This window comes from Catenulispora pinistramenti, assembly GCF_018274385.1.
Classification (GTDB): domain Bacteria; phylum Actinomycetota; class Actinomycetes; order Streptomycetales; family Catenulisporaceae; genus Catenulispora; species Catenulispora pinistramenti.
The window spans coordinates 1-25,495 of sequence record NZ_JAAFYZ010000158.1 but is presented as its reverse complement, the minus strand read 5'-3'; the positions used below and the strand labels follow the sequence as shown (position 1 = coordinate 25,495).

At 70.3% G+C, this 25,495-nt stretch carries 23 protein-coding genes and 1 pseudogene; 11 read left to right on the top strand and 13 right to left on the bottom strand.

The features are described from left to right. Positions 1 to 13 precede the first annotated feature (13 nt). From KGQ19_RS33860 to KGQ19_RS33850, 3 genes are read right to left on the bottom strand one after another with little or no spacing between them, the layout of a single operon-like run. The gene (locus tag KGQ19_RS33860) at positions 14 to 1,156 is read right to left on the bottom strand and encodes a prenyltransferase/squalene oxidase repeat-containing protein (protein WP_212016896.1); all 1,143 of its coding nucleotides are present in this window, start codon (positions 1,154 to 1,156) and stop codon (positions 14 to 16) included. Further along, positions 1,153 to 1,866 carry a class I SAM-dependent methyltransferase gene (locus KGQ19_RS33855; RefSeq protein WP_212016894.1) on the bottom strand — a complete coding sequence of 238 codons (714 nt, stop codon included), beginning with the start codon at positions 1,864 to 1,866 and terminating at the stop codon, positions 1,153 to 1,155. Before KGQ19_RS33855 ends, KGQ19_RS33860 begins: the two co-directional genes overlap by 4 nt. Before the next feature lies 1 nt (position 1,867). After that, positions 1,868 to 3,190, bottom strand: a complete 1,323-nt coding sequence (locus KGQ19_RS33850; RefSeq protein WP_212016892.1) for a glycosyltransferase family 4 protein — start codon at positions 3,188 to 3,190, stop codon at positions 1,868 to 1,870. 255 nt (positions 3,191 to 3,445) lie between these two features. Here KGQ19_RS33850 and KGQ19_RS33845 point away from each other — a divergent pair, with 255 nt between their 5' ends. Then, positions 3,446 to 4,084 carry a TetR family transcriptional regulator gene (locus tag KGQ19_RS33845; RefSeq protein WP_212016890.1) on the top strand — a complete coding sequence of 213 codons (639 nt, stop codon included), beginning with the start codon at positions 3,446 to 3,448 and terminating at the stop codon, positions 4,082 to 4,084. Between the two features lie 6 nt (positions 4,085 to 4,090). Here KGQ19_RS33845 and KGQ19_RS33840 read toward each other — a convergent pair whose 3' ends face one another. From KGQ19_RS33840 to KGQ19_RS33825, 4 genes are all read right to left on the bottom strand, one after another. Then, a complete protein-coding gene (locus KGQ19_RS33840) occupies positions 4,091 to 5,098 on the bottom strand; it encodes a small ribosomal subunit Rsm22 family protein (protein WP_212016887.1) in 1,008 nt (335 codons plus the stop codon). A 39-nt stretch (positions 5,099 to 5,137) separates the two neighbouring features. Beyond that, on the bottom strand, positions 5,138 to 6,193 hold the full coding sequence (locus KGQ19_RS33835) for a bifunctional helix-turn-helix transcriptional regulator/GNAT family N-acetyltransferase (RefSeq protein ID WP_212016885.1): 1,056 nt from the start codon (positions 6,191 to 6,193) through the stop codon (positions 5,138 to 5,140). Positions 6,194 to 6,263: 70 nt separating this feature from the next. Beyond that, positions 6,264 to 6,500 carry a ferredoxin gene (locus KGQ19_RS33830; protein ID WP_212016883.1) on the bottom strand — a complete coding sequence of 79 codons (237 nt, stop codon included), beginning with the start codon at positions 6,498 to 6,500 and terminating at the stop codon, positions 6,264 to 6,266. Positions 6,501 to 6,503: 3 nt separating this feature from the next. Beyond that, positions 6,504 to 7,970 carry an aldehyde dehydrogenase gene (locus KGQ19_RS33825; RefSeq protein ID WP_212016881.1) on the bottom strand — a complete coding sequence of 489 codons (1,467 nt, stop codon included), beginning with the start codon at positions 7,968 to 7,970 and terminating at the stop codon, positions 6,504 to 6,506. 177 nt (positions 7,971 to 8,147) lie between these two features. On the opposite strand from KGQ19_RS33825, the gene KGQ19_RS33820 reads away from it, so the two are divergent. The 3 genes from KGQ19_RS33820 to KGQ19_RS33810 all read left to right on the top strand — a co-directional run bounded on the left by KGQ19_RS33820 (position 8,148) and on the right by KGQ19_RS33810 (position 10,337). Then, entirely contained in the window at positions 8,148 to 9,164 is a 1,017-nt protein-coding gene (locus KGQ19_RS33820; RefSeq protein ID WP_212016879.1) for an MBL fold metallo-hydrolase, read from the top strand. A gap of 102 nt (positions 9,165 to 9,266) precedes the next feature. After that, on the top strand, positions 9,267 to 9,794 hold the full coding sequence (locus KGQ19_RS33815; RefSeq protein ID WP_212016877.1) for an NUDIX domain-containing protein: 528 nt from the start codon (positions 9,267 to 9,269) through the stop codon (positions 9,792 to 9,794). Positions 9,795 to 10,127: 333 nt separating this feature from the next. Next, positions 10,128 to 10,337 carry a cold-shock protein gene (locus KGQ19_RS33810; protein WP_012786341.1) on the top strand — a complete coding sequence of 70 codons (210 nt, stop codon included), beginning with the start codon at positions 10,128 to 10,130 and terminating at the stop codon, positions 10,335 to 10,337. Between the two features lie 432 nt (positions 10,338 to 10,769). On the opposite strand, the gene KGQ19_RS33805 is transcribed toward KGQ19_RS33810, so the two are convergent. The 4 genes from KGQ19_RS33805 to KGQ19_RS33790 are packed head-to-tail and all read right to left on the bottom strand — an operon-like array spanning position 10,770 to position 14,788. After that, a complete protein-coding gene (locus tag KGQ19_RS33805) occupies positions 10,770 to 11,612 on the bottom strand; it encodes a citrate/2-methylcitrate synthase (protein WP_212016875.1) in 843 nt (280 codons plus the stop codon). After that, the gene (locus KGQ19_RS33800) at positions 11,605 to 12,411 is read right to left on the bottom strand and encodes a CoA-transferase subunit beta (protein WP_212016873.1); all 807 of its coding nucleotides are present in this window, start codon (positions 12,409 to 12,411) and stop codon (positions 11,605 to 11,607) included. The genes KGQ19_RS33805 and KGQ19_RS33800 overlap by 8 nt, the downstream gene beginning before the upstream one ends. After that, on the bottom strand, positions 12,408 to 13,298 hold the full coding sequence (locus KGQ19_RS33795; protein ID WP_230419862.1) for a CoA transferase subunit A: 891 nt from the start codon (positions 13,296 to 13,298) through the stop codon (positions 12,408 to 12,410). The genes KGQ19_RS33800 and KGQ19_RS33795 overlap by 4 nt, the downstream gene beginning before the upstream one ends. Before the next feature lie 23 nt (positions 13,299 to 13,321). Beyond that, the gene (locus KGQ19_RS33790) at positions 13,322 to 14,788 is read right to left on the bottom strand and encodes an aldehyde dehydrogenase family protein (RefSeq protein ID WP_212016869.1); all 1,467 of its coding nucleotides are present in this window, start codon (positions 14,786 to 14,788) and stop codon (positions 13,322 to 13,324) included. Between the two features lie 369 nt (positions 14,789 to 15,157). On the opposite strand from KGQ19_RS33790, the gene KGQ19_RS33785 reads away from it, so the two are divergent. The 7 genes and pseudogenes from KGQ19_RS33785 (at position 15,158) to KGQ19_RS33755 (ending at position 24,498) form a co-directional block, all read left to right on the top strand. Then, a complete protein-coding gene (locus KGQ19_RS33785; RefSeq protein ID WP_212016866.1) occupies positions 15,158 to 16,333 on the top strand; it encodes a 2-aminoethylphosphonate ABC transporter substrate-binding protein in 1,176 nt (391 codons plus the stop codon). 60 nt (positions 16,334 to 16,393) lie between these two features. Continuing rightward, a pseudogene (locus tag KGQ19_RS33780) lies at positions 16,394 to 17,560 on the top strand (ABC transporter ATP-binding protein); the annotation flags it as partial. Positions 17,561 to 17,754: 194 nt separating this feature from the next. Then, complete coding sequence (locus tag KGQ19_RS33775; RefSeq protein ID WP_212016862.1) at positions 17,755 to 18,696, top strand: 2-aminoethylphosphonate ABC transporter permease subunit; 942 nt, start codon at positions 17,755 to 17,757, stop codon at positions 18,694 to 18,696. Then, positions 18,677 to 19,477: an ABC transporter permease gene (locus KGQ19_RS33770; RefSeq protein ID WP_212016860.1), complete on the top strand. Its 801-nt coding sequence runs from the start codon at positions 18,677 to 18,679 to the stop codon at positions 19,475 to 19,477. Before KGQ19_RS33775 ends, KGQ19_RS33770 begins: the two co-directional genes overlap by 20 nt. 138 nt (positions 19,478 to 19,615) lie before the next feature. Beyond that, positions 19,616 to 20,911 carry a DUF4190 domain-containing protein gene (locus KGQ19_RS33765; RefSeq protein ID WP_212016858.1) on the top strand — a complete coding sequence of 432 codons (1,296 nt, stop codon included), beginning with the start codon at positions 19,616 to 19,618 and terminating at the stop codon, positions 20,909 to 20,911. A gap of 108 nt (positions 20,912 to 21,019) precedes the next feature. Continuing rightward, positions 21,020 to 22,753: an acyl-CoA dehydrogenase family protein gene (locus KGQ19_RS33760; protein ID WP_212016856.1), complete on the top strand. Its 1,734-nt coding sequence runs from the start codon at positions 21,020 to 21,022 to the stop codon at positions 22,751 to 22,753. A 29-nt stretch (positions 22,754 to 22,782) separates the two neighbouring features. After that, a complete protein-coding gene (locus KGQ19_RS33755) occupies positions 22,783 to 24,498 on the top strand; it encodes an NAD-binding protein (protein ID WP_212016854.1) in 1,716 nt (571 codons plus the stop codon). Positions 24,499 to 24,628: 130 nt separating this feature from the next. Here KGQ19_RS33755 and KGQ19_RS33750 read toward each other — a convergent pair whose 3' ends face one another. Both KGQ19_RS33750 and KGQ19_RS33745 read right to left on the bottom strand, forming a co-directional pair. After that, positions 24,629 to 25,021 (bottom strand): SCO5389 family protein, encoded by a 393-nt coding sequence (locus KGQ19_RS33750; RefSeq protein ID WP_212016852.1) that lies wholly within the window; start codon positions 25,019 to 25,021, stop codon positions 24,629 to 24,631. A 108-nt stretch (positions 25,022 to 25,129) separates the two neighbouring features. After that, positions 25,130 to 25,495, bottom strand: a 366-nt coding sequence (locus KGQ19_RS33745; RefSeq protein ID WP_230419861.1) for a LuxR family transcriptional regulator, incomplete at its 5' end; no start/stop codon positions are given.

The following is a 25,495-nucleotide window of genomic DNA, read 5'->3' as shown; positions in this document are numbered from 1 at the left end:
CCCCCACCCCCCCTCAAACCGCCACACACTCCGCAACCGAACAAGCCACCAACATCCCCTCAGGCAGCCCATCCCCACCAAACACCGCAACCGTCGCCTTCTCCTCAGCAAGCGCGGCCAGCGCCAGCAACAGCGCGCCGGCGGTCCAGGCCGTCTTCTCCCGCGGCCAGATCGCGGGCCGGTGCCCCTCGTCGTCCGCCTCGTAGACCCGGCCGGTCCAGTACATCCCGTCAGCGTCGTCCCGCAGGTGCTGGATGTCCCGCAACAGCATCCGCGCCCGCTCGGCATCCCCGATCGCCCACAGTGCCAGCGCCAGCTCGCACGTCTCGCCGCCGGTGACCCAGGGGTTCGTCGAGACGCACCGCGCCCCGAGGCCGGGGACCACGAACGCGTCCCAGTCCGCTGCGATCCGCCGCTCGGCCGCCATGCCGCGCAGCGCCGTCCCGAGCACCGGGTAGTACCAGTCCATCGAGTACGTGCCCTTATCCGCGAACCGCTCCGGGTGCGCGGCCAGCGCGTGCCCCAGGCGGCCGCAGGCCAGCTCCCAGTCCGGCCGGCCGCTCCCGACCCGCTCGGCGATCGCCAGCGCGCAGCGCAGCGCCTGGTACATCGAGGAGCAGCCGGTCAGCAGCGCCTCGTCGGCCTCGCGTCCCTGATCGTCGCGGCACCACACGATCTCGCCGCCCGGGCTCTGAAGGCTCAGCACGAAGTCCATCGCGCGCCGCACCGGCGGCCACATCCGGGCCAGGAAATCCTCGTCGCCGGTGGCCAGCCAGTGGTGCCAGACGCCGACCGCGAGGTAGGCGCTGAAGTTGGTCTCGCACAGCCGGTTGGTCGGCTCGCTCACCCCGTCGGGCGCGTCGGCGTAGGCGGCGTACCAGGAACCGTCAGCGTTCTGTGACGCCGCGAGCCACCGGTACGCCGCCAGCGCGCGCTCCGGCAGCCCGGCGACGTCCAGCGCCATCGCCGCCTCGATGTGGTCCCAGGGGTCCAGATGGCCGCCGTGGAACCACGGGATCGCGCCGTCCGGCCGCTGGAGCGCGGCTATCCCCTCGACGGTGGTGCGGACCTGCTCGGCGCTCAGAACGCCTTCGCAGGCCAGCAGTTCCGCCGCGGCGGCGAGTTCTCCGGACTCCGTTACGGGCCCGTCCGTCATGCGGCCGGCTTCGTGGCGTAGACGACCAGGCTCTTGCCCAGCACCGGGTTCAGCAGCGCCTCGCCGGCGCGGGTGAGGGCCGGGGCCTTGATGATGTCCCACTCCAGGAGCTTCTTGTACGCCTTCACCGGGGCGTTCTCGTTGTCGACCCCGACCGCGCACTTCAGCCACCAGTACGGCGCGTGCAGCGCGTGCGCGTGGTGCAGCTCCCGTGGCACCACACCGGCCTGGCGCAGCTTGTCGACCATCTCGCGCCGCTTGTAGACCCGGATGTGGCCGCCCTCGACCTCGTGGTAGGCGTCGGACAGGGCCCAGCACACCTTCTCCGGGAACCAGCGCGGCACCGTCACCGCCAGCCGCCCGCCGGGTTTGAGCACCCGCACCAGCTCGGCCATCGCCAGCCGGTCGTCGGGCAGGTGCTCCAGCACCTCGGCGGCGACGATCGCGTCGAAGGTGCCGTCGGCGAACGGCAGCCCGTAGGCGGTGCCGCGCACCGCGATCGCGCCCGCGCCGGCCGGCACCTCCCCGGCCAGCTGCATCGCGGCGAACCACTTGGTCACCTCGGCGACCTCGTCCTGGCTGTAGTCCAGGGCGACCACGTCAGCGCCCTGACGCAGCAGCGCGAAGGCGTGCCGGCCGAAGCCGCAGCCCATGTCCAGGACCTTCTCGCCCTTGTTGATCGGGAACTTCTCGAAGTCCACGGTGAGCACGTCAGACCCCTGCCTTTCGTCCGCGACGGAGCCTGTCGGCGGCCATCCGGTCCCAGTCGATCGGATCCCGGCCGGCGGCGAGGAGCGCGCGGTAGCGCTCGGCGGTGGCGATCGCCGCGGCCCGCCACGTGAACCGTTCCAGAACACGTTCCCGCGCCGCCGCACCCAACCGGGCCCGCAGATCCGCGTCCCCCAGTACCCGGGTCAAGGCGGTGGCAAGCGCCGACGGGTCGCCGGGCGGCACCGCGAGCGTGGTCCGGCCGTCCTCGCCCGCCACCTCGGGGATCGCCCCGCCGGTGGTGGACACCAGCGCGGCTCCGCAGGCCATGGCCTCGACCGCGGGCAACGAGAAGCCCTCATACAGCGAGGGCACACAGGCCGCCTCGGCCGAGCGGATCAGGTCGATGAGTTCGGCGTCGGATATCCCGTGCACGAACCGCACCGAGCCGGTCAGCCCCAGGCGCTCGATCGCCTTGGCGACGACGCCGTCCTGCTTGGCCTTGCCGACCACCACCAGATGCGCGTGCTCGTTCTCCACCCGCACCTTCGCCAGTGCCTCCACCAACGGCAGCAGGCCCTTCAGCGGCACGTCCGCGCTGGCCGTGGTGACGATCCGCCCCGGGACCTTGGCCACCGAGGGATCCGGCGAGAAGGCGTCGGTATCGGCCCCGATCGGGATGGTGGTGATCCGCCGCTGCGGCACGCCGAGGTACTCCCCGATCTCCACGGCCGAGGAGGACGAGACGGTGATGATCTCCGGCAGCCGCCGCGCGACGCGGGTCTGCATCCTGGTGAAGGCATACCAGCGGCGCACCGAGGCCCGCTTGCCCCGGCCCGGCGCGGCGGCCAGTTCCAGCTCGCGGTCCACCTGGATCGGGTGGTGGATGGTCGCCAGCGTCGGGAAGCCCAGGCGCGGCATGCCGAGCAGTCCGTAGCCGAGGCTCTGGTTGTCGTGGACCACGTCGAACTCGCCCCGGCGGCCCTGGAGGTGGCGCAGCGCACGCAGCGAGAAGGTCAGCGGCTCGGGGAACCCGGCGGTCCACATCGTCCCGACCTCCAGCATGTCCACCCAGTCGCGGTACTCCGCGCGCTTGGGGGTGCGGAACGGGTCGGGCTGGCGGTACAGGTCCAGGCTGGCTATCTCGGTGAGCTTCACGCCGGGCTCGGGGTCCAGCACCGGATACGGCTGGCCGGCCAGCACTTCGACGGTGTGGCCCAGGCGGGCGAGTTCACGGGAGAGGTGCCGGACGTAGACGCCTTGGCCGCCGCAGAAGGGATTCCCCTTGTATGCGAGCAGGGCTATGCGTAGTCGGCCGTCCTCCATGCTCCATCACCTCGCTCCGTAAGTCCGTGTCCCGCCTTCACGGCTTAGACGGCGTCACGAGCGGGTCAACGGAGCATAATCCGTGGCGCTAATCTAGAACAAGTTCCTACTTCGCCCGCGCCGCAGGTGGCAGAGTTGGGACGTGACACAGTTCACAGACGGAACACAACCGGCTACCAGGACGGAAACGGTCTGTGTCCGCGCCAGATCCAGCCGGGAACGACATGTTGAGGACCCAGAGGTTGAGGAACGCCCATGACGGTTGACGCGTCGGCCCCGACCGGCACCCCCGCTTCGGCACCGTCGCCGGTTCCGGCCCTGACGGAGCGTCAGGAAGCCCGCCGCCAGCGCATCCTGCGCGCCACCCAGCAGCTGGCGGCCCGCGGCGGCTTCGACGCGGTCCAGATGCGCGAGGTGGCGGAGCTCTCGGAGGTGGCCCTGGGCACCCTCTACCGCTACTTCCCCTCCAAGATCCACCTTCTGGTGGCCACCATGCAGGACCAGCTGGAACAACTGCACGACCAGCTCCGCCGCAAGCCCCCGATCAGCACCGACCCCGGCGAGCGCGTCGCCGAGACGCTGATGCGCACCTTCAAGGCCCTCCAGCGCGAACCCCACTTGGCCGAGGCCATGATGCGGGCCCTGACATTCGCCGACCGCTCCGTCTCGGCCGAAGTGGACTCGGTCAACCGCCTGATCACCGACGTCATCGGCGACGCCATCCACGCCGGGCGGCCGCTGACCCGGGCGGAGCTGGCGGCGGTGCGGGTGGTCACGCACACGTGGCACTCGACGCTGATCACCTGGCTGTCGGGGCGGGCTTCGATCTCGCAGGTGAAGGCGGACATCGATACGGCTTGCACGCTGGTCTCGCAGGCGGCGGGGGCTGAGTAGGGCCGCTCAGGACAAGCCGCCGCCGTCAAGCGACGGGGCGTCCGGCGCCCAGGTGCCGCCCCAATCGGCATCACGCGCGGCGCGATACGCGTCCCCCTGCCGCTTGGAGACGAGCGCCTGCGCGACCGTGCTGTCCGGGTGGCACAGCTGCATCATCACCAGCCCCTTGCGGATCTGCGGGTGACGCAGGATGCGTGCCGACGCCGCCTCCGCGAGCGGCTCGCGGGTCGCCACGACGTACGCGAACTTCTCGTCCTCATGCCCGAGATCGGCGCCCTTGAGGCGCCGGTGCAGCGGCGTGCGATGGATGCGCGAGGCGAAGTGGCACCAGTCGCGGGTGCCGAGCAGCGGGCAGGCTCGGGAGTGCGGACAGGGGGCGGCGATGTGCAGGCCCATATCGGTGAGGACGTCGCGCGCGGCCATGATCCGCTGGTAGCCGTCGGGCGTGCCCGGCTCGATCACCGCGATCGTCTCCCCGGCCGCCGCTGAGGCCCGGACCAGCGCGTCCTGCGCCTCGGGTGCCAGCTCACTCAGCACGTACGACACGGTCACCAGGTCGGCGGCGGGGATCTCGGCGGGGAAGCGCACCTGGCGCCAGTCCGTGTGCCGCAACGCGCCGGAGAACGCGTCGCGCGCCAGCCGCCGGCCCAGGTCGAGCGCTTCGGGCACCTGGTCCAGGACGGTGACGTCCTTGAGCGTGGCACCGAACACCGCAGCCGCCGCCCACGCCGCCGCACCGGTCCCGCCGCCGACGTCCACGAGGGTCTGCGGCGCCAGGCCCGGCAGGCGCGTGGCGGTCGCACTGAGGGCCGCACGCACCGCGCCCCACGTGGCGGGCATCCGGTACGCGGCATACGCGGCGGCATCGACGGCACCGGACAGGATCGGGCGATCGGCGCGCCCGGGGGTCCGGTAGCGGGCGATCAGGCGGTCGACCGAGGCCTCCAACTCGCGCAACGAGAGATCGGCGGTGGCGGCTTCGAGGGACGCGGCGAGGTCGGCGGGGAGGTCCATGGCACGACCATCCTGCCACGTGGAAGGCGGTGCCAGGGGCTAACCCAACGCCAACCGCCACTCCTGCTCCACCAAATGATGCCCCCACATCTCCACGGCCTCCTGCCGCACGATCTCGAACCCCACCGCCCGATAGATCCGGTGCGCGGCGCTGAGCCCGTCGACCGTGTACAGCACCATCCGCCGGTACCCGGCCTTGCGCGCGAACGCCACGCACTCCTCGACCAGCCGCCAGCCCACCCCCAGCCCGCGCGCCGAGGGCTCCACCAACAGAATCCTGAGTTGTGCCGTGTCGACCCCGTCGTCCGTAGGCCGGCGCACCAGCGCGACGCAGCCGACGCGCCGTCCCAGCGCCTCCGCGATCCAGAACGCCTCGCGGTCCGGGTCGTGCGAACGCGCGTAGTCGGCGACGATCTTGGCGACGTCGGCCTCGAAGGTCTCGTCGAAGTCGCGCTCGGCCGCGTACAGAGCCCCGTGGCGCTCCACGGCCCAGCCGTAGTCGCCGGGTCTCGGGGCACGGAGCGTCACGCCCACGCCGGTTCCGGCGCCGGTACCCACGCCTGCGCCAGTGCCCGCTCCGGTACCCGCGCCGGTGCCGGTGCCGGTGCCGGTGACGACGTCAGCGTCAGCGGAACCCGGGTCGTACGCCGCAGCCCCTTCAAGCTGCAACAACGCCCCTATCTGACCCATGGCCTCGACCAACCGCGCCCGCTCCCCGGCCCCCAACCGCGACAGCCAAGCCGCGACCTGCTCGCTGGACCGCTCATCGAGCCCTGAGAAGACCCCGGCCCCACGCTCCGTCAGCGCGACAGTCCCCTTACGCGCGTCCTCGGGGGCACGCCCCCGGACCACCAGTCCCTCGCTGTCGAACCGCGCCAGGATCCGGCTCAGGTACCCGGGATCGAGCCCGAGGTCCTCGCGTATCCGCGCGACGCTGGAACCCTCCGGCCCGGCGTGCGCGATCTCGAACAGGACCCGGACCTCGGTGAGTGTGTACGAGCTCTGAAGAAGTCCCTCTTCGAGGACGCCGATGACCTTCGTATAGCCGCGATTGAACGAACGCACAGCTGCCACAGCGGGCGCGAGATCCACCATGCGCCCACGGTAGGCCGATATAGTTGACTGAGTCAATGACTCAGTCAAGGACTACGGATCGGGCGAAGCCTCAATCCGCGGGAGGGAAAACCGCGGCCCCACTGCCCTCCTCCACGATCGTGATGGCCTCCACCGGACAGTTCTCCGCGGCGTCCAGCACCTCGTCCGAGGCCCCCAGCACCGCGTGCCGCGGACAAGACTGCCGAGCCGCGTCCAGCTCGAACCCCTCGGGCGCGCGCAGCACGCACCCCCCGGACCCGATGCACAGATCCGTATCGACCGTCACCCGCCACTTGGTCTGCGCCACCGCTCAAAACCCTTCCGGCGTATAGCCGTTCGGCAGATGCATCGTCTTCGTCTCCAGGTATGCCCGCAGCCCCTCGGGCCCGAACTCGCGCCCGATCCCGGACTGCTTGTAGCCGCCGAACGGCGAGTTGAACTCCATCCCGAACGTGTTGACCCCGTAGTTCCCGGTCCGCACCTGACGCGCCACGTCCAGCCCGTGCTCCACGTCCGCCGACCACACCGAGCCCGACAGCCCGTAGTCGGAGTCGTTGGCGATCCGGATCGCGTCCGCCTCGTCCGTGTACGGGATCATCGCCACCACCGGACCGAAGATCTCCTCCTGGGCGATCACCATCCGGTTGTCGACGTCCGCGAACAACGTCGGCTCGACGAACCACCCCTTCGGCAGATCCGCCGGCCGTCCGCCGCCGACGACCACCCGTGCGCCCTCGCCCAAGCCCTTGGCGATGTAGGACTCCACGCGGTCCCGCTGCCGTTCCGCCACCAACGGCCCGATCTGCGTCTCCGGATCGAGCGGATCGCCGGTCTTCAGGCCCCTGACAGCCTCGGCCATCGCCTCGACCGTCTCGGCGTACCGGTCGCGCTGGACCAGCACCCGGGTCTGCGCGACGCAGGCCTGCCCGTTGTTCATATACGAGTTCGGCAACAGTCCCGGGATCGCAGTACCCAGATCCGCGTCCGGCAGGATGATCGCCGCCGACTTGCCGCCGAGTTCCAGCGTCACCCGGGTCAGGTTCGGCGTGGCGGCCGCCAGGACGGCCTTGCCGCCGGCCGTGGAGCCGGTGAAGGCGATCTTGTCCAGCCCCGGATGCGCGGCCAGGTAGGCGCTGTTCTCGCGGCCCGCCGGGACGATGTTCAGCACGCCCTCCGGCAGCCCGGCCTCCAAAGCCATGTCCGCCAACAGGTACGAGTCCAACGCGGTCTCCGGCGACGGCTTCACCACCACCGCGCAGCCGGCCACCAACGCCGGGGCGATCTTGCTCACGGTGATGAACTGCGGCACGTTCCAGGCCACGATCCCGGCCGCCACGCCCACCGGTTCGCTGCGTACCACCGTCGGCCCCAGCAGGCCCTGCCGCAGTTCCTCCCACGGGTAGTCCGCGGCCATGTTCAGGAAGAAGTCCCAGATCATGATCGGCGCCCACACCTGGGCCAGGATCGACCACGAGTACGGCGATCCGGTCTCGGAGCTGATGAGCTTCGCCAGCTCCTCCGAGCGCGCCTCGTACTGGTCCCGCAGCCGGCGCAGGATCTCCACCCGCTCGGCCACGCTCATCCGCGGCCACGGGCCGTCGTCGAAGGCGTGGCGGGCCGCGGCGACCGCGCGGTCCATGTCCGCCGGGGCGGCCTCGGGGGTGCGGCCGAAGACCTCCTCGGTGACCGGGGAGATCATCTCCAGCTTCGCGTCGGTGGCCGGGTCGACGTAGGAGCCGCCGATGAACAGTTTCCCGTGCTCGGTCACGGTGCCCATGCCGCATGCCTCTCGTGATGCTGACTGGCCGTCAGAAGGCGGCCCGTTAGAACAGATACCAGTTCCTGTGGGCAAGCTCAATGACCGTCTGGCCGGGGCTGGCGGGAGCGAACCTTTCGCCTCGCTAACTAGCCATGAGAACGTGTTCCCATCACTGTTGAGCGAAGGAGCCTCCCTATGCAGGACGCCGCGCCCGGTACTACTCGGCCCCCCGGCGAAGAGCTCCCCGGCGTCTGGTCGATCCGCGTCCCCTTCCCCGACAACCCGCTCGGCTACACGCTCGTCTACGCGCTGGAGACGACCGCGGGCGGCCCGGTCCTCATCGACGCCGGGTGGGACGATCCCGGCTCGCTGGCGGCGCTGGAGCAAGGGCTGGAGGCGATCGGCAGCTCGATCTCCGACGTGCACGGCGTACTCGTCACCCACCACCATCCCGATCACCACGGGCTCGCCGGGCGCATCCGGGAACTGAGCGGGTGCTGGGTGGCGCTGCACGAAGCGGACGCGAAGGTCGTCGACCTGGTCCGGACCGCCGAGCGCGAGCCGTGGACCAAGCGCTACAAGGCGTTGCTGGAACTGTGCGGGGCGCCGGCCGAGGCGATCGAGAACGCCGCGGCGGCGATCCCGTCCGGGGCCAAGCCGGCGGTGCCGGACGTGCTGATCGAGGACGGCGCCTTGATGGACGTCCCAGGACGCACGCTGCGCGCCGTCTGGACCCCGGGCCACTCCCCCGGCCACACCTGCTTCCACTTGGAGGACAGCGGGGCGCTCCTGACCGGAGACCACGTACTGCCGGGCATCACGCCGGTGGTGACCGTCTACGACGACCACGTGGTCGGCACCTCCGACCCGCTGGGCGACTTCCTGGCCTCGCTGCAGAAGGTCTCACGTCTGAAGACCACGCGGGCGCTACCGGCGCACCGGGCGCCCTTCGACGACGTCGCCGGGCGGGCAGCGGAGATCACCGAGCACCACGTGCAGCGGCTGGCGCAGATCGAGGGGCAGCTGGCCGTGGGGCCGAAGACGCTGTGGAGCATCACCGAGGGCATGGAGTGGAACAAGGGCTGGGAGCGGCTGGACACCTTCGCGCGGCATCTGGCGCTCGGCGAGGCCGGGTCGCATCTGCGGCACCTGGCGTTGACCGGGCGGGTGCGGCTGTCCTCGACCGAGCCGATCGAGTTCTCGCTCGCTTGATCGGGGCGGGGGCTGATTCGGGGCGAGGGCTGATCGGGGCGGCGACGGGCTGACGGGAGCCGACGGTTCACGCCATGAACCGTCGGCGTACGCTGATGAACCATGCCGGTCCAGAACTCGCACTGCTCCTACTGCGGCACCGCCTACGCCCCCGAGGCGACGTGGCCGCGCACCTGTGCCCACTGCGGCCAGACCACCTGGCGCAACCCGACGCCGGTGGCGCTGGTGATGGTGCCGATCATCGGAACCGACGGCCGAACCGGGCTGCTGACGGTGCGCCGGGGCATCGAGCCGCAGCTGGGCGAGATCGGACTGCCGGGCGGCTTCATCGAGGAGGGCGAGAGCTGGCAGCAGGCGGCCGTGCGCGAGCTGCGGGAGGAGACCGGGCTGTCCGCGGACGTGGCCGAGGTGGAGCTCGCGGACGTGCTGAGCGCGCCGCGTTTCGTGATCCTCATCTTCGGCCGGGTCAAGCCGCGGCCGATCGAGGATCTGGCCGGGCTCACGCCCGAGCGCGTGCACGCGCTGTCGGAGGGCGAGACCCAGGAGTTGGTCGTGATCGACCACGCGCAACCGCTCTGTTTCCCGCTCCACACGGAGATGAGCGATCGTTTCTTCGCCGGTCTCGGATGAGAATTTCGGCGGGCTCCGAAACACCTCGGAAAACCCCGGACACCCCCGACACCCCCGGCCACCTCTGCGGGAACGGTCGGAGAACGCCACTGGAACCCCGCGTGGCCGGGTGGATCTGTCCGCCACGAGAGTGACGACACGTCGCCCACCATGTCCTTTCACCTATCGTCACGGCCGTGGTAGTGCTACCGTGACGCTCGGTCGCACTGGGCAGTCGGTTCATGAAGCACATCGGGACTCACTCCAAGCTCGACCGGTATCGGTGCAACAAGCACTGGTACCCATCCACTGGTCCCGCTCACAGCGGGAGTGATTTCCGAGGTAGAACGCAGCATGGCAACTGGCACGGTCAAGTGGTTCAACGGCGAGAAGGGCTACGGCTTCATCGCGCAGGACGGCGGCGGTCCGGACGTCTTCGTCCACTTCTCGGCCATCGAGGGCTCGGGTTACCGGAACCTCGAGGAGAACCAGCCGGTCGAGTTCGAGATCACCCAGGGCCCCAAGGGCCCGCAGGCGGAGAAGGTCCGGGCGCTCGCCCAGTAACCCGACCCGAAACCTCTCACACGGAGAAGCCTTCGCGACACGTCGCGGGGGCTTCTCCGGCGTCCGGGGCCAGGGTGCGGAGCATGGCTTTGGACGCCGATTCCAACAACGCGGCTCCGGCTTCAAGAACTCCGGCTTCAAGAACTCCGGCTTCAAAAGCTCCGGCTTCAAAAGCTCCGACTTCGGATCACGAGACCCGAAGCAGACCTGGCCGGCCGCCGCTGCGGCGCGCCAGAGGGCACCACAGGACGACCGGCCATGCTGGCCATAGTTTCCAGCCGCAGCTCGCGCCACGCCGAGCGTGGCGGCCTCTGACGGCCGCGCACGAGAACGCCGCTGCCAGCTCCGAGCCGGCCAGGCGGCGCCTCAGACTCGCCCAGCGCCCCAGGCGCTTCGCCGCCTAGTCCGCGCGCCGGCTCCTCCGCGCGCCGCCTACTCCGCGAACCCCGTCGGCAGCTCCCGGTCAGCCGGGCCGTCGTACCAGTCGGGCCCCTGCATCTGCAGCGACAGCGGCTGCACCATGTCGGAGTTCTCCGAGGCGCGCCAGCCCTTCTCGCGCGTCGACTCCTCGATCGAGTGGGCGCACAGCGACAGGGTGCGGGCGGTGATGAACATCGCCTTCATCTCCAGCGGGGAGTAGCCGGCGTCCAGGCCGATGCAGCCCATCGCGCCGGGGCCGTTGATCCACAGGCGGCGGCCGAAGACGGCCTCGGTGGCGTCCTCCATGGCGCGGGCGATGGCGACGTAGGTGCCGCTGATGCCCCACTTGTCGCTGAGCTCCAGCAGGCGCACGGTGCGCGGGTCGCGGATGTGCTGCGCGTGGTGGTAGCCGGGCATGTTCTCGCGGCGGGCGCGCATCTCCTGGACGGTGAGCGCGGCGGCCTGCTCCATCGGGATGCCCTCGGCGGCGGCGCGCTGCTCGACGCCGATGTACATGTTCGCCGGGCGGTCGGCGGTGCCGTGCAGGCGGCCGATCGCCGCGACGCCGGCCGAGACCGCGCCGTTGAGTTCGGCGCCGCCGGAGGTGGCGAAGCGGACGGTGGCCGAGGACGGGGACATCGCGTGCTCGGCCAGCGAGACCATCATGGCGTTGGTGATCATCGCCTGCGCCTCGGTCGGCAGCTCGCCCTTGAGGACCAGGAACAGCATCTGGCCGAAGTCCAGGTTGCCGGTGAGTTCGTTGACGTCGTAGCCGCGGACCACGATCCGGTCGCGGTTCTTCCAGGCGATGTTGGACTTCCAGTGGAAGGGGGTCTTCTCAGTCGTCTCAGTCATGGGTGTTTCCGTTCCTCAGTCGTTCGGGAAAATAACGGGACTCGGGGTCGAGCACGTCGCGCAGCAGCGCCAGGTGCTCGGCCGACGGGGTGGCGACCACGTCGAGGTGGTCGGCGATCCGGGGCGTGAAGCCGGTGTTCGCCAGCACGTCCTCGACGGTCGCGCCGGGCATCAGGGCGCTGACGGTGAGCTCGCCCTCGGTGTCGTCGCCCTCCAGCACGCACAGGTCGGTGACCACCTTCACCCGCACCGGGTTCAGCCCGGCCCGGCGGCGGGCGCCGGGGCCGTCCAGGAAGCCCGGCGAGGTGATGTAGTCGCAGCGCTCCGGGAAGCGGCGCTTCTCGTGGCTGGTGAGCACCACGATCGTGGCGCAGTGCGAGGCGATGTCGTTGGCACCGCCGCTGCCGGGCAGCCGCACCCGGCCCGAACCGCGCTCGATCCAGGTGGAGTTGATGTTCGCGCGGGCGTCGATCTGCGCCCCGCCCAGGAAGCCGGTGGCGACCAGGCCGCGCTGCACGAAGCCGCCGAGCGATTCGATCAGCGAGCCCAGCTTGGACGGCGCGTGCATGATCCGCGGGTCCACCACGGACAGCGGCGTCGGCACCACCTTGGGGAACACGACCCCTGATTCGATCAGCAGCCGGGCCCGCGGGGCGTGCGTGCGCTGCGCCACCAGACCGGCCAGCAGCGGCAGTCCGGTGCCGGCGATCACACAGTCGCCGTCGGCGATCTGCCGGGCGCCCTCGAACACCAGCAGCTCGCGCGGCAGGGCACTGATATCGGGTTCGGTCACGGTCACAGCAGGCTCCGCATCTGCTCGGCCATCGCGGTCCGCGCCGACCCGCCGGGATCGGTCGCGGCCAGATAGGCGTCGAAATCGGCGTGCGCGGCGACGTTCTCGGCCAGGAAGGCCCGCGGCCCCTCGTCCCCGGCCTTGGCGCGCCTCTGGTAGCCGTCGATCTCGGATTCGTAGTAGTCGTACTTGCGATAGACGCTGGTCGGCCAGGCGCCCCACGGCTGCTCCACGACCGCACTGATGTAGGCCCCTGAGATGGTGACCCGCTCCGGCTGGTCGTCGAACGCGCCGGCCGGCAGCACCTGCTCCACCGAGACGATGACGTGCCGCGAGGCCCGGACCATGTCCACCTCGTGGCTGGTCACCCCGTCGATGACCACGTTGCCGTCGGTGTCGGCGGCGTTGGCGTGGATCAGCGAGACGTCGGGGGTGCAGGCGCGCACCAGCACCACCGGCTCGCCGCTCCAGTGGTCGGCGATGACCACCGCTTCGTCCTCGGCCACGAGCCGTTCGAGCACCGAGGAGCCCAGCAGCGAGCGCACCGGCATGAACGGCAGGCCCATCGCACCGGCCAGGAACCGGGAGGCCATCGACAGGTGGGAGTAGTCGCGCACCGCGATGCGGTTCGCCTCCACGGCCCGGCGCCAGCTGAACAGCGTCCCGAACTTCTCCAGGTTGCCGCTGCCCTGCTCAGTGCGGACCACCAGGCCCGCGGCGACCAGGTGGTCCAGCGGCAGCGACAGGTTGCAGCCGACGACCGTCAGCTCGCCGATGTCCTGCCGCACCACCTCGTGCACCAGGGCCATCGGGCAGCGGTTGATGTTCTGGCCGCCCAGGCCCAGTACCGCGCCGGGCTCGACAAAAGCCTGCACCGCTTCAGCGGCGGTCATGACTCTCGCCTGGCGCATCGGGTTCAGTAGCTGATGCACGCCGACCGCCATTCGGTGTAGAAGTCCCAGACCTCCGGCGAGCACTCCGGCGCGCCGTACTGCGACTGCTTGGCGCCCATGTGCGGCAGGTGCGCGTAGGCGCCGACGCCGGGCCGGTTGACGTGGAGCATGCCGGCCTCGAAGCGTTCCAGCGCCTCGAAGATGTGCGCCGGGTTCTGCGTGAAAATGGTGCCGGACATGCCGTACTTCACGGAATTCGAGATACGCATCGCGTCGTCGAAGCCGTCGCAGTCGATGACCGACAGCACCGGGCCGAAGATCTCCTCCTGGGCGATCTCGCAGTCCCAGGGGACATCGCGCAGCACGGTCGGCTGGACGTAGTAGCCGTCCGGGACGCCGTCGGTGAACCGGTGCCCGCCGACCGCGACCTTCGCCCCGGCCTCCTGGGCCTCTACGACGGCGTCCAGGCAGGCGTTCATCCGGTCCTCGTTGACCACCGGGCAGACTTCGGCGGCCGGGTCGAAGGGGCTGCCCACCTTCAGGGCGCCCACCTTCGCGACCACCTTCTCCAGCAACGCTTCCTTGACCCGCACGTCGACCACGACCCGCGAGGTCGCCGAACACCGTTGCCCGGCCTGGCCGAACGCGCCGAACACGATCGCGGCGGCGGCCTTGTCCAGATCGGCGTCCTCGAGCACCAGCACCGCGTTCTTGCCGCCGAGTTCCAGCTGCGTCTTCATCAGCCGCCCGGCACCGGCCTGGTGGATCGCGCGGCCGACCGGCAGCGAGCCGGTGAAGGAGATCCCCGCCACCCGCTCGTCATCGGTCAGCGCCTCGCCGGGTCCGCGGTCGCCCTGCACCAGGTTCAGCACGCCGGCCGGGACCCCGGCGTCGGCGAAGGCCTGCACCAGCAGCGCCGCCGAATAGGGGGTGAACGGCGACGGCTTCAGCACGCTGGTGCACCCGGCGACCAGCGCCGGCGCCACCTTCCAGATCGGGATGGTCAGCGGGAAGTTCCACGGCGTGATCAGAGCGACTACGCCGATCGGCCGGCGGAAGGTCATCGCGACGGTGCGCGGCTCCTCGGCCGGTGTGGTGTAGCCGTTGAGCCGCCGGCCCTCCCCGGCCGTGAAGTCCAGGATCGCCATCCCGCGCCGCACCTCGCCGAGCGCTTCCTTGTACAGCTTGCCCTGCTCCCGGCTGATCGCCCGGGCGAACTCGTCCTCGCGCTCGCCGATGATCCTCTCTGCTCGGCGCACGAACTCGGCGCGCTTGATCGGCCCGAGCTCGCGCCAGGCCGGCAGCGCGGCCTCGGCGGCGTCCACGGCGGCGGTGGCGTCGGCGGCCGTGGAGTCGGCGAAGCGGCCGAGTACGTCGGAGGTGTCGGCGGGGCTCACGTTCGCCCGCGTGCCGCCGGCCGCGGCCGGGCCCCAGACACCGCCGACGAAGTTGCCGAGGAGTCCGGGGCGGACAGGGAGATGATCAACCATGGTTCCTACCTTGGGATAAGCGCGGGCATCCGCCAAGACCGCTCTTCAGCATGGAGTGGATAGCGGCTCGCTATGTGCGGCCCGCGCATCGAAGCACAGGTTTGAAGGACTGGATGAACACTCCGTGAACCGGGGGGTGACTCGGAGCCCGGGCCTGCGGCGAGGGCTTCGGCTATGGCGGCCATAGCCGGTATGGCGGTTGGCGGCCCTTCCTGCGGCAGGAACACTCCGGAGCACGGAATGCCACCTGCCGCACGATGTCCGAACACGAATGTTCACCAGGCGATCGCCTGTCAGTCACTCGCACCCGCGAAGGTACGGCTCCGAGTCACGACATACCCGGAGATATTCACCTAGAAGGGCACCCCCATGTCGCAAGTACTGACCCGCCGCCTCGGCGCCGCGTTCGCCGTCGGCGGGCTGGCACTGACCGGGCTGACGGCTTGTTCCTCCTCCAAGTCCGCCGCCGGCGGCTCCTCCACCACGGCGGCCGCCGCGGCCTCCACCCCGTGCCCGGCCCTCGGCGCTGCCGCCCCGACCGCCGCGCCCAAGGCCGACGGCTCCGGCGGCCAGGTGACCATCTACAGCGCCGACGGTCTGTACGACAGCAAGGACGACAACAACTGGTACAACCAGGAGTTCAAGAAGTTCACGGCGCTGACCGGCATCCACGTGAACTACTCCGAGGACGGCTCCGGCGGCGTCGAGACCAAGGTCGACTCCGAGAAGTCGAACCCGAAGGCCGACGTGCTGGTCACCCTGCCGCCGTTCATCCAGAAGGCCGAGGCCTCGGGTCTGTTGCAGGCCTACAGCCCGACCTGCGTGGACAAGGTCGACCCCTCGCTGGTGGACAGAGGAGGCCAGTGGGAAGCCGTCATGGGCGACTACCTGTCCTTCATCTACAACACCAAGGCGATGCCCGACGGCCCGCCGAAGACCTGGAACGACCTGCTGGACCCGAAGTTCGCCAAGAAGCTCCAGTACTCCACCCCGGGCGTGGCCGGCGACGGCACCGGCGTGATGATCGCGGCGATCCAGGCGTTCGGCGGCGACCGGAACGCGGCGTGGGACTACTTCAAGAAGCTCCAGTCCAACAACGTCGGGCCGTCCAAGTCCACCGGCGCGCTGGAGAGCAAGGTCAACACCGGCGACCTGTGGGTGGCCAACGGCGACGTGCAGATGAACTACGTCGACAGCACGACGCAGTACCCGAACAACAAGATCTTCTTCCCGGCCGGCAACGACGGCAAGCCCAGCACCTTCTCCCTGCCCTACATGGCCGGGCTGGTCAAGGGCGCGCCGAACGCGGCCAACGGCAAGAAGCTGATCGACTTCCTGCTCTCCGAGGGCGCGCAGCTGGACGCCTCCAAGGTGGCCTACGGCTTCCCGACCCGCACCGACGTCAAGCCCACCGACAGCAACTACGCGGCCCTGACCGCGCTGATGCAGGGCGTGACCGTCTTCCCGGTGGACTGGAACGAGGTAGCGCAGAACTACAACAGCGACGTCAAGGCCTGGGACACCGCGACCGGCACCCCGAGCTGACCGGCCGCCCCGCCGACATATCAGTACCCGTATCACCAACAGGAGTGACCAGGAGTGAGCATGGCCGCCACCGAAGCCGACCCGACGGCCCGACGAACAGGACGCGGATCCGGGGGCATCCGCTTCGACGACGTGACGGTCGCCTACAACGGCAACGTCGTGCTCGACTCCTTCACCCTGGACGTGGCTCCGGGTGAGGTCGTGGCCCTGCTCGGGCCCTCCGGCTCGGGCAAGACCACGGCCCTGCGCGCGGTCGCCGGCTTCGTCCGCCCGGCCTCCGGACGCGTGCACGTCGGCGGCCGGGACGTCACCGACCTGCCGCCGTACAAGCGCGGACTGGGGATGGTGGTGCAGCAGTACGCGCTCTTCCCGCACATGCGGGTGGAGCAGAACGTGGCCTTCGGACTGAAGGCACAGAAGCTGGTAGCCAAATCGGAGATCCCGGCGCGCGTGGCCGAGGCGCTGCGGATGACCGGCATGGCCCAGTACGCCAAGCGCTACCCGCGCGAGCTGTCCGGCGGGCAGCAGCAGCGGGTCGCGATCGCCCGCGCCCTGGCGATCCAGCCGTCAGTGCTGCTGCTGGACGAACCACTGTCGGCCCTGGACGCGCAGCTGCGCAGCGGCATGCTCGCGGAGCTGGCGCGGCTGCACCGGGAGCTGCCCGATGTCAGCATCCTGTATGTCACCCACGACCAGATCGAGGCCCTGACGCTGGCCGACCGGATCGCGGTGATGAACGAGGCGCGGCTGGTCGAGGTCGGCACGGCGCGGGACTTGTACAAGCGCCCCGGGACGGAGTTCGCCGCGGGGTTCGTGGGGAACTCGAATCTGTTGCCGGTGACGGTCGCGGAGTGTGCGGCGCACGGCGACGGGTCGTTCCGGGTGACGGTGCGGATCACGACGGAGGGCGGCGCGCCCGCCGGTGAGCTGGTCACCGCGACCTGCACCGAACAGGCGGCGGCCGGAGAGACGCGAACGCTTTGCCTGCGCCCACACTTCCTGGGCCTGGCCGCCGCCGAGCACCATGACAACGCCTTCAGCGGAACGGTGAGCGAGGTGCAGTGGCGCGGCTCGGCACACCGGATCTTCGCCGATGTGCACGGGCACGAGGTACGGCTGGACACCAACGAACTGCGGAACCCGCCGGCGATCGGCGATGAGGTGTGGCTGCACTTCTCGGCGGAGGACGCGGTGCTGATACCGGCGGCTGCGACCGGATCGCCGAGCGCTGATCCAGCCTCGGCCGCCAAGACCACACCGGCCAAGGGCACTCCGAGCGAGCCCACACCGACCGCCGAGCCCACTCCGGCCAAGAACGCTCCGGTCAAGCCCGCCCCTACAGCCGAGCCCGCACCGGCCGAGGACGCTCCGACCGCAGAGCCTGCTCCGGCTGAGCCCGCACCGGCCGAGGACGCCGCCCGATGACCGCCGTCACCGAACTCCCGCCGCCCGCACCGGCCGTGCCCGGCGGCCGGCCCTCCGCGCCCGCCAACAAGGCCCGGCGCTCCCTGGCCTGGCTGTGGTCCACTCCCCCGATCCTCTTGCTCGGCGCGGCTTTCCTCTATCCGCTCTACCTCGTCGTCAAGCAGGCGATCGAGGGCAGCCCGCCGGATCCGACCAACCCCTTCAAGGTGACCACGTCCTTCATGGACACCCTGAAGGACCCCGGCACCCGCACCGTCATCAAGAACACCATCCAGATGGCGGTCTACTCGACCGTCGGCTGCCTGGTGCTGGGCTTCCTGCTCGCGCTGATCATCGCGTTCGTGCCGTTCCCCGGCGCGCGGGCGGTGTCGCGGTTCATCGACGTGTTCCTGTCGTTCCCGTCGTTCCTGATCACCGTGTCGATCATGTTCCTGTACGGGCGGGTCGGGATGGTGAACCACATCGCCTCGGCGCTCACCGGGGGGCGGCACGACACGCCGATCAACTTCATCGAGTACTCGCCGTGGGGGATCTGGCTGGCCGAGCTGATCTACTTCACGCCGTTCGTGATGCGGCCGCTGCTGACCGCGTTCTCGCAGATCGACACCGGGCAGCTGGAGGTCGCCGCGTCGCTCGGGGCCCGGGCCGGGCGGGTGATCTGGCAGGTGATCCTGCCCGAGGCGCTGCCCGCGGTGTTCGCCGGCGGGTCGCTGGTGCTGATGCTGACGATGAACGAGTACGGCATCGTCTCCTTCACCGGCGCCAAGTACCAGACGCTCCCGGTGCTGATCGAGAACTTCGCCAAGGAGCAGACCAACTACGCCGGGGCCTGCGCCCTGGCCGTCATCAACATCGTGCTGTCGCTGGCCCTGTTCGCCGGCTACCGCGTGCTGCTCGCCCGGATGTCTGGAGGCCGTCGTGCTGCTGTACACGCGTAGGGCGCAGCGGATCGCGTGGGCGGTCTTCGCGTTCTTCTTCCTGTTGCTGTTCGCGCTGCCGTTCGGCGTGCTGGTGCTGGCGGCGTTCACCAAGCAGTGGAACGGCGCGTTCCCGTCCTCCTACACCTTCTCCAACATCACCGCCGCCTTCCACACCGACCCGTTGGACGGCCTGGAGACCTCGCTGATCACCGCCCTGCTGTCCAGCGTCATCGCGCTGGTCGTCGGCACCTGGTCCGCGCTGGCGCTGGACGCGGTCCGCAACCGCGTCGGCAAAACCCTGATCCAGACCGTATTCATGCTGCCGATCGCGGTCCCGTCGGTGGTCGTCGGCCTGGCCCTGCTGGTCGCCTTCTCGCAAGGGCCGGTCCTGCTCAACGGCACCAACACGATCGTGGTGATGGCGCACTCGATCCTGGTCACCGCCTACGCCTTCCAGCAGGTCTCGGCGGCCGTCACCCGCCTGGATCCGGCGTATGAGCAGGCTGCCGCGTCCCTCGGCGCGCGGCCGTACTACACGCTGTTGCGCGTGAAGCTGCCGCTGTTGCTCCCGGCGCTGACCGGCTCGCTCGCCCTGTGCTTCGCGCTGTCGATGGGTGAGCTCGGCGCGACCGCGATGGTCTACTCGGCGGACTGGACGACGCTCCCGCTGCGCATCTACGCGCTCGACGACCGCGGCCACCAGTTCGTGGCGGCGGCGGTGACCGCGGTGATGATGACGATCACGCTGGCGGTGCTGTTGGCGGTGTCGCGGATCCGGACCCGCGCGAACTACCGCTGAGGCCGAACCGCCGAGGCCGAACCGTCTCCGACGCGATCCCTCTCCGGAAGATCGTCAAGACTGGTGATCACGCCGCTGAACTGGAGGTATGCTCCCTGAGCCGACCCGCGGGCGGTCGGCCAGGGAGAGGGACCGGGGATGGAAACCGAGATCGGCCTCGCGCCGAACGAATCGTCGCGCGCGGCGGAGTCCGGCGCTGAAAGCACGCCGTTCACAGCGTTCACACCGGTCGCTTCGGTCCCGCCGGTTCAGCCCGTTCCGCCGCTGCCGGCCTATCCGGGGGCGAACCCCTACGGTCCCGGGGCGAATCCGTACGGCTACCAGCCCTACCCGCCGTACGGCTACGGCTACCCGCCGCGGCCGACCGGCACCAACGGGTTCTCGATCGCCTCCTTCGTGCTGGGTATCTGCGGATTCGCCGTCATCACCTCGATCGTCGGGTTCTTCTTCGGGCTCTTCTCGCTGTCGACGATCAAAAGGACCGGCCAGAAGGGCAAGGGCCTGGCGATCAGCGGGATCGTCCTGTCGAGCGTGTGGATGGCGGCCTTCGCCACCCTCGTCACCATCGGCCTGGTCACCGCGCCGGACGACGCCAGCCCGCCGCACCGGGGCGCCGGCGGCAACGTCGTCGGCAAGGGCGTGGTGCCGATCTTCGACCTGCACCCGGGCGACTGCTTCACCCTCCCGCCGGGTCTGATGGGCTCGACGAAGAGCGCCGCCCTGACCTTCACCGTCGCCCCCTGTTCCGCGCCGCACGACAGCGAGGCGGTCGGCTCGTCCACCCTCGACGAGGACTCCTACCCCGGAGCGGACGCCCTGCGAGCCGAGGGCGCGTCCCACTGCATCGACGTGCTCAACCAGTACCTTCCAGACACCGGGGCGGTGAACGGCCGTATCGAGTTCGTCTACCCGGACGAGCAGGCGTGGGGAGCGGGCGTGCACCGGGTGGTGTGTTTCCTTCAGTTCCCGGACGCCACGCTGACCGGGTCTGTGCACCGGGACCGGTCGAGTTACACCGCCGACCAGCTGAGCCTCCTGGACGCCACCCGCCCGGTGATCACCACCGTCGGCCGGTTCACCCTGCTTCCGCAGTCGGCGACGCTGGCCGACCAGGAACAGGCGGCGAGCGACATCACGACCGCCCTGCGGGGCGAGATCACGGCGCTGACCACCGAACAGTGGCCGGCGGACGTGCAGCCGGCCATCGACGCCCTCGTCGCCGCGCACACCTCCGCCGCCGGTCTCTGGGCGCAGACGGCGAGCGCCCCCGGCACCGCCGCCTTCCAGGACGACCTGCGCCGAGCGGAGGACAGCCTGGACCTGAAAGATATGGTGGCCGCCCGCTCTGCGCTCGGCTTGGCATCCGCCACCTCCGGTGCCGACGGCTCGACCGGATCGACCGGCTCGACCGCCCCGGCCCAACAGTCCGCCTGACTTTCCCGGCGCGCCGGTGTGCGGTACGTCGGTGTGCGTTATGTCGGTCTGCGGTGTGTCGGATCACATCTCCCGCCGCCTAAAGTTACCCGCTGGTAGCATCGCGCCATGACTCACGACCCGGCCGCGTTGTTCAACCCGCGCACCGCCGACTTCTCGCACTTCGACGGGGAGACGCAGCGGCTGCTCACCGCCGTCATCGACTGGTTCGAGGCGCGCGGCAAGCGCCGCCTGATCGCCGAGGACCTGGACCGGGTCTGGTACGCCGACTTCCTGGAGTTCGTCGCGAAGGAGAAGCTGTTCGCGACGTTCCAGACCCCGGCCGCCGACGCCTTCGGCCCGGCCGCCCCGGCCCAGCGCTGGGACACCGCCCGCAATGCCGCACTGAGCGAGATCCTGGGCTTCTACGGCCTGCCCTACTGGTACACCTGGCAGGTCACGGTCCTGGGCCTGGGTCCGGTGTGGATGAGCGAGAACGCGGCGGCCCGTGAGCGCGCGGCCCGGCTGCTCGACGAGGGCCACGTCTTCGCCTTCGGTCTGTCCGAGAAGGAACACGGCGCCGACGTCTACAGCACCGACATGATCCTCACCCCGGACGGCGCCGGCGGCTACACCGCGACCGGCGGCAAGTACTACATCGGCAACGGCAACGTGGCCGGCCTGGTGTCGGTCTTCGGCCGCCGCGCCGACGTCGAGGGCCCGGACGGCTACGTCTTCTTCGCCGTGGACAGCCGGCACGAGAAGTTCGAGCTGGTCCAGAACGTCGTGGACTCGCAGATGTTCGTCAGCGAGTTCAAGCTGCACGCCTACCCGGTCACCGACGCCGACCTCCTGCACACCGGCGCGGACGCCTTCAGCGCCGCGCTGAACACGGTCAACGTCGGCAAGTTCAACCTCTGCACGGCCTCGGTGGGTATCGCAGAGCACTCCTTCTACGAGGCCATCACCCACGCCCACAACCGGATCCTCTACGGCCACCCGGTCACCGACTTCGGCCACGTCCGCGCCTCCTTCGCCGACGCCTACGCGCGTCTGGTCGCGATGAAGCTGTTCAGCGCCCGCGCCGTCGACTACTTCCGCACCGCGAGCGCCGAGGACCGCCGGTACCTGTTGTTCAACCCGATCACCAAGATGAAGGTGACCTCGGAGGGCGAGCGCGTCGTGGATCTGCTGTGGGACGTGATCGCCGCCCGCGGCTTCGAGAAGGACACGTACTTCAACGGCGCCACCCACTACATCAGGGCCCTGCCGAAGCTGGAGGGCACGGTGCACGTGAACCTCGCGCTGGTGCTGAAGTTCATGCCGAACTACCTGTTCACGCCGCAGGAGTACGCCGAGGTCCCGACCCGCGACGACGCCGCCGACGACACGTTCCTGTTCCACCAGGGCCCGGCGCGCGGCCTGGGCAAGGTGCGCTTCCACGACTGGCGCGCGGCCTACCGCGAGGCGGCCGGCGTGCCGAACGTCGCCCGCTTCACCGAGCAGGCCGAGGCCCTGACGCGGTTCCTGGCGACCTGCCCGCCGGACGAGGCGCAGCAGAAGGACCTGGACTTCCTGCTGAACCTCGGGCACCTGTTCACGCTCGTCGTCTACGGGCAGCTGATCCTGGAGCAGGCCCGGCTGACCGGGCTGGACACCGACGTCGTGGACCAGATCTTCGACTTCCTGGTCCGGGACTTCTCCGAGTACGCCGTCGCGCTGCACGGCAAGCCGTCCTCGACCCAGGCTCAGCAGGCCTGGGCGCTGGGCGCGGTGCGCAAGCCGGTGGTGGACGAGGCGCGGTTCGGCCGGATCTGGGAGCGGGTGGCGGGTTTGTCGGGCGCTTACGAGATGCACCCCTAGAATTCACCGCAGCCCTCTACCATCCCCGCATGGGGGACCTTTTCATCGTCGTGGGCGGGAACTCCCTCGCCTACCGCCTCAGCTATGAGCTGACCGAGCACTACGGCGTCCGCACCACCGCGATCGTCCCGGCCGAGGAGACGTCCTACACCATCCGCATCGCCGAGCGGCTGGGCCCGGACCGGACCATCGCGGACACCTACGTCTCCAAGGAAGCCCTGCGCCAGGCCGGGATCGACGAGGCGGCGGCGATCGCCTTCGTCGACGGGGACGACCGCGCCAACATCCACGCCGCGATGCTCGCCGCGTCGATGCGCCCGGATATCAGGGTCGTGATCCGGATGTTCAACCAGCGGCTCGGCGTGCACATCAGGCAGCTGGTCGACAACTGCACGGTCCTGTCGGCCTCGGCGACCGCCGCGCCGGCCTTCGTCAACGCCGCGCTGCAACGTCCGCACTCGGTCAGCGCCGGCGGCCGGGCCCTGCGGGTCGCGATCGGTTCGGCGATCGACATGGACCGGACCCCGCGCCTGATCGCCGACGGCATCGACCGGGACAGCCAGGAGGACATCGAGGTCCTGCCGGAGGCTGCGGCCGGGAGCCGGACCGCGGAGTGGATGCTGCTCCAGGAGCGGTCGCCTCGGCACGCCGCGCTCCAGTTCCTCGACGCGTCCGACACCGGCACGCCGAGGGGCAGCCACCAGGTCTCACCGACCTCGCGCCTGATGTGGCGGGCCTCCGACACCCTGCGCTTCTTCACCAGCGCCAAACTGCGCACGATCCTGATCGCGTCGGTCGTCACGCTCCTGGTGTCGCTCATCGGTATCTGGGTGCTGGCGCGGCCGTTCGCCTGGGCGCTGTACGAGACTCTGCTCGACGTCGCGGGCTCCGCGGTCCCGGACGTCTACGGCCAACCCAGCGCGGTCGGCGGCGACGTGCAGCGGGTGTTCCAGGTGGCGATCACGCTGTGCGGCATCGTGCTGATGCCGGTGGTGACGGCGGTGTTCGTCGAGAGCACCGCGACGCGTCGCAGTGTCCGTACCCGCCAGCCCAGCACGGGGCTGCGCGGCCACGTCGTCGTGGTCGGCCTGGGCAACGCCGGGACCCGGGTGACGGCCCTGTTCCGGGAGCTCGGCGTCCCGGTGGTGGGCATCGAGCGGGACGCCGACGCCCGCGGGATCGCCGCGGCCCGGGTGCTGGACGTCCCGGTGGTGGCCGGCGACCGGCCGATCGACGACGCCCTGCGCCGCGCGCAGATCGGCCGGGCCCGCGCGGTCGTGGCGGTGACCGGCGACGACGTCGTGAACCTGGAGGCGGCGTTGGAGGCGCGGGCCATCAACCCGGAGGTACGGGTGGTGGTGCGGCTCTTCGACGACGACTTCGCCCGGCACATCTACACGAAGTTCGACAACACCGCCTCCCGCTCGGTGTCCTACCTCGCGGCCCCGGCGTTCGCCGCGGCGATGATGGGGCGGGAGGTGCTGGGGACCCTGTCGGTGTATCGCAAGGTCCTGCTGATCGCGGAGGTCGCGGTCGAGGAGGGTTCGGAACTGGCCGGCCGGGAGCTGCGCGGCGTGGACCAGCCGGCGCTGACCCGGGTGCTGGCGATCCGGCGGACCGGCAGCGACGACTACGACTGGTCGGGGGCGGATCGGGGGCGCGTTCTGGTGCCGGGCGACCGGCTGATCCTGGCTGCCACCCGGACCGGGTTCGGCAAGCTGCCGAAGAAACGGGCGGCGGATTGAGGAGGCGCGGATTGAGGAGGCGCGGTTTGCGGCTTACCTCGCATTGCTGAAAACGGCGAGGGCGCCAGCGCTCCGGGGCTGAGCCCAACTCCCGGAGCGCCGTGCTGGATCGGCGGCAGTCCCGAAATCGTCAGCAATCCCGAAACTCCGGCGACTGATTCAGGATCTGCGCACGCTCCGACGTGAACCGGCGATAGGCCTCCGAATCCGCGGCCCCCGGCCGGAACACCGCGACCCGGTGACAGTTCTGGAAGGCGAGCTTCACGGCGAACCGGCGCTCCAGGCTGCCGCGAATGGAGTCCGAGGCCAGCGCGCGCAGCAGCTGCCCGCGCTCGGCGTCGGTGGGGGCGATCTGGTTGTCGGCGAACTGCTTCGCGGGGTCGGCGTGCAGTTCGGCGGCCAGCTTCTCGACCATGGTGTGGGCGTAGGGCAGCGAGGCCGCGACGGTGCCGGCGAAGTCCGCCTCGTTCACCTCTCCGACTTCGGCCTGCTTCAGCAGGTGGGGTGCGACGTCCAGGGACATGCTTAAGGTCTTCCTCTCCTCCGGGGGCGAACACTCGGCGACACGGTAATGAATGTCGTTTTCATCAGGAGCCTAGCCCCGGCCCGCCGTGATTCGCCCCCGGCGCCGTCACACCGGCGTGTCGCGGGAGTTGAACAGCACCGCGAGCTGCGTGCGGCTGCCGCAGGAAGTGGCCGCCAGGACGCGCGTCAGGTGCTTCTTCACCGTGTCCACGCCGATGAACAGCCGGGCCGCGATCTGCCGGTTCGTGAGCCCCTGCGCGGCGAGGTCCGCGACGTCCCATTCGCGCGGGGTCAGGTCCCAGTCGCCGCGCGAGCTCTCGCGCGCCCGGTGCCGGGCCAGCTGCTCGACAGCGAACGGCGTCAGGTGCCGGCGCAGCACCCGGAGCACAGCCAGGTCGCGGTCGGGGACCCGGCGCGCGCCGTCGCCCGCCCCCGCCTCGCCTGACCCGACTTCGCCTGACCCCACTTCGCC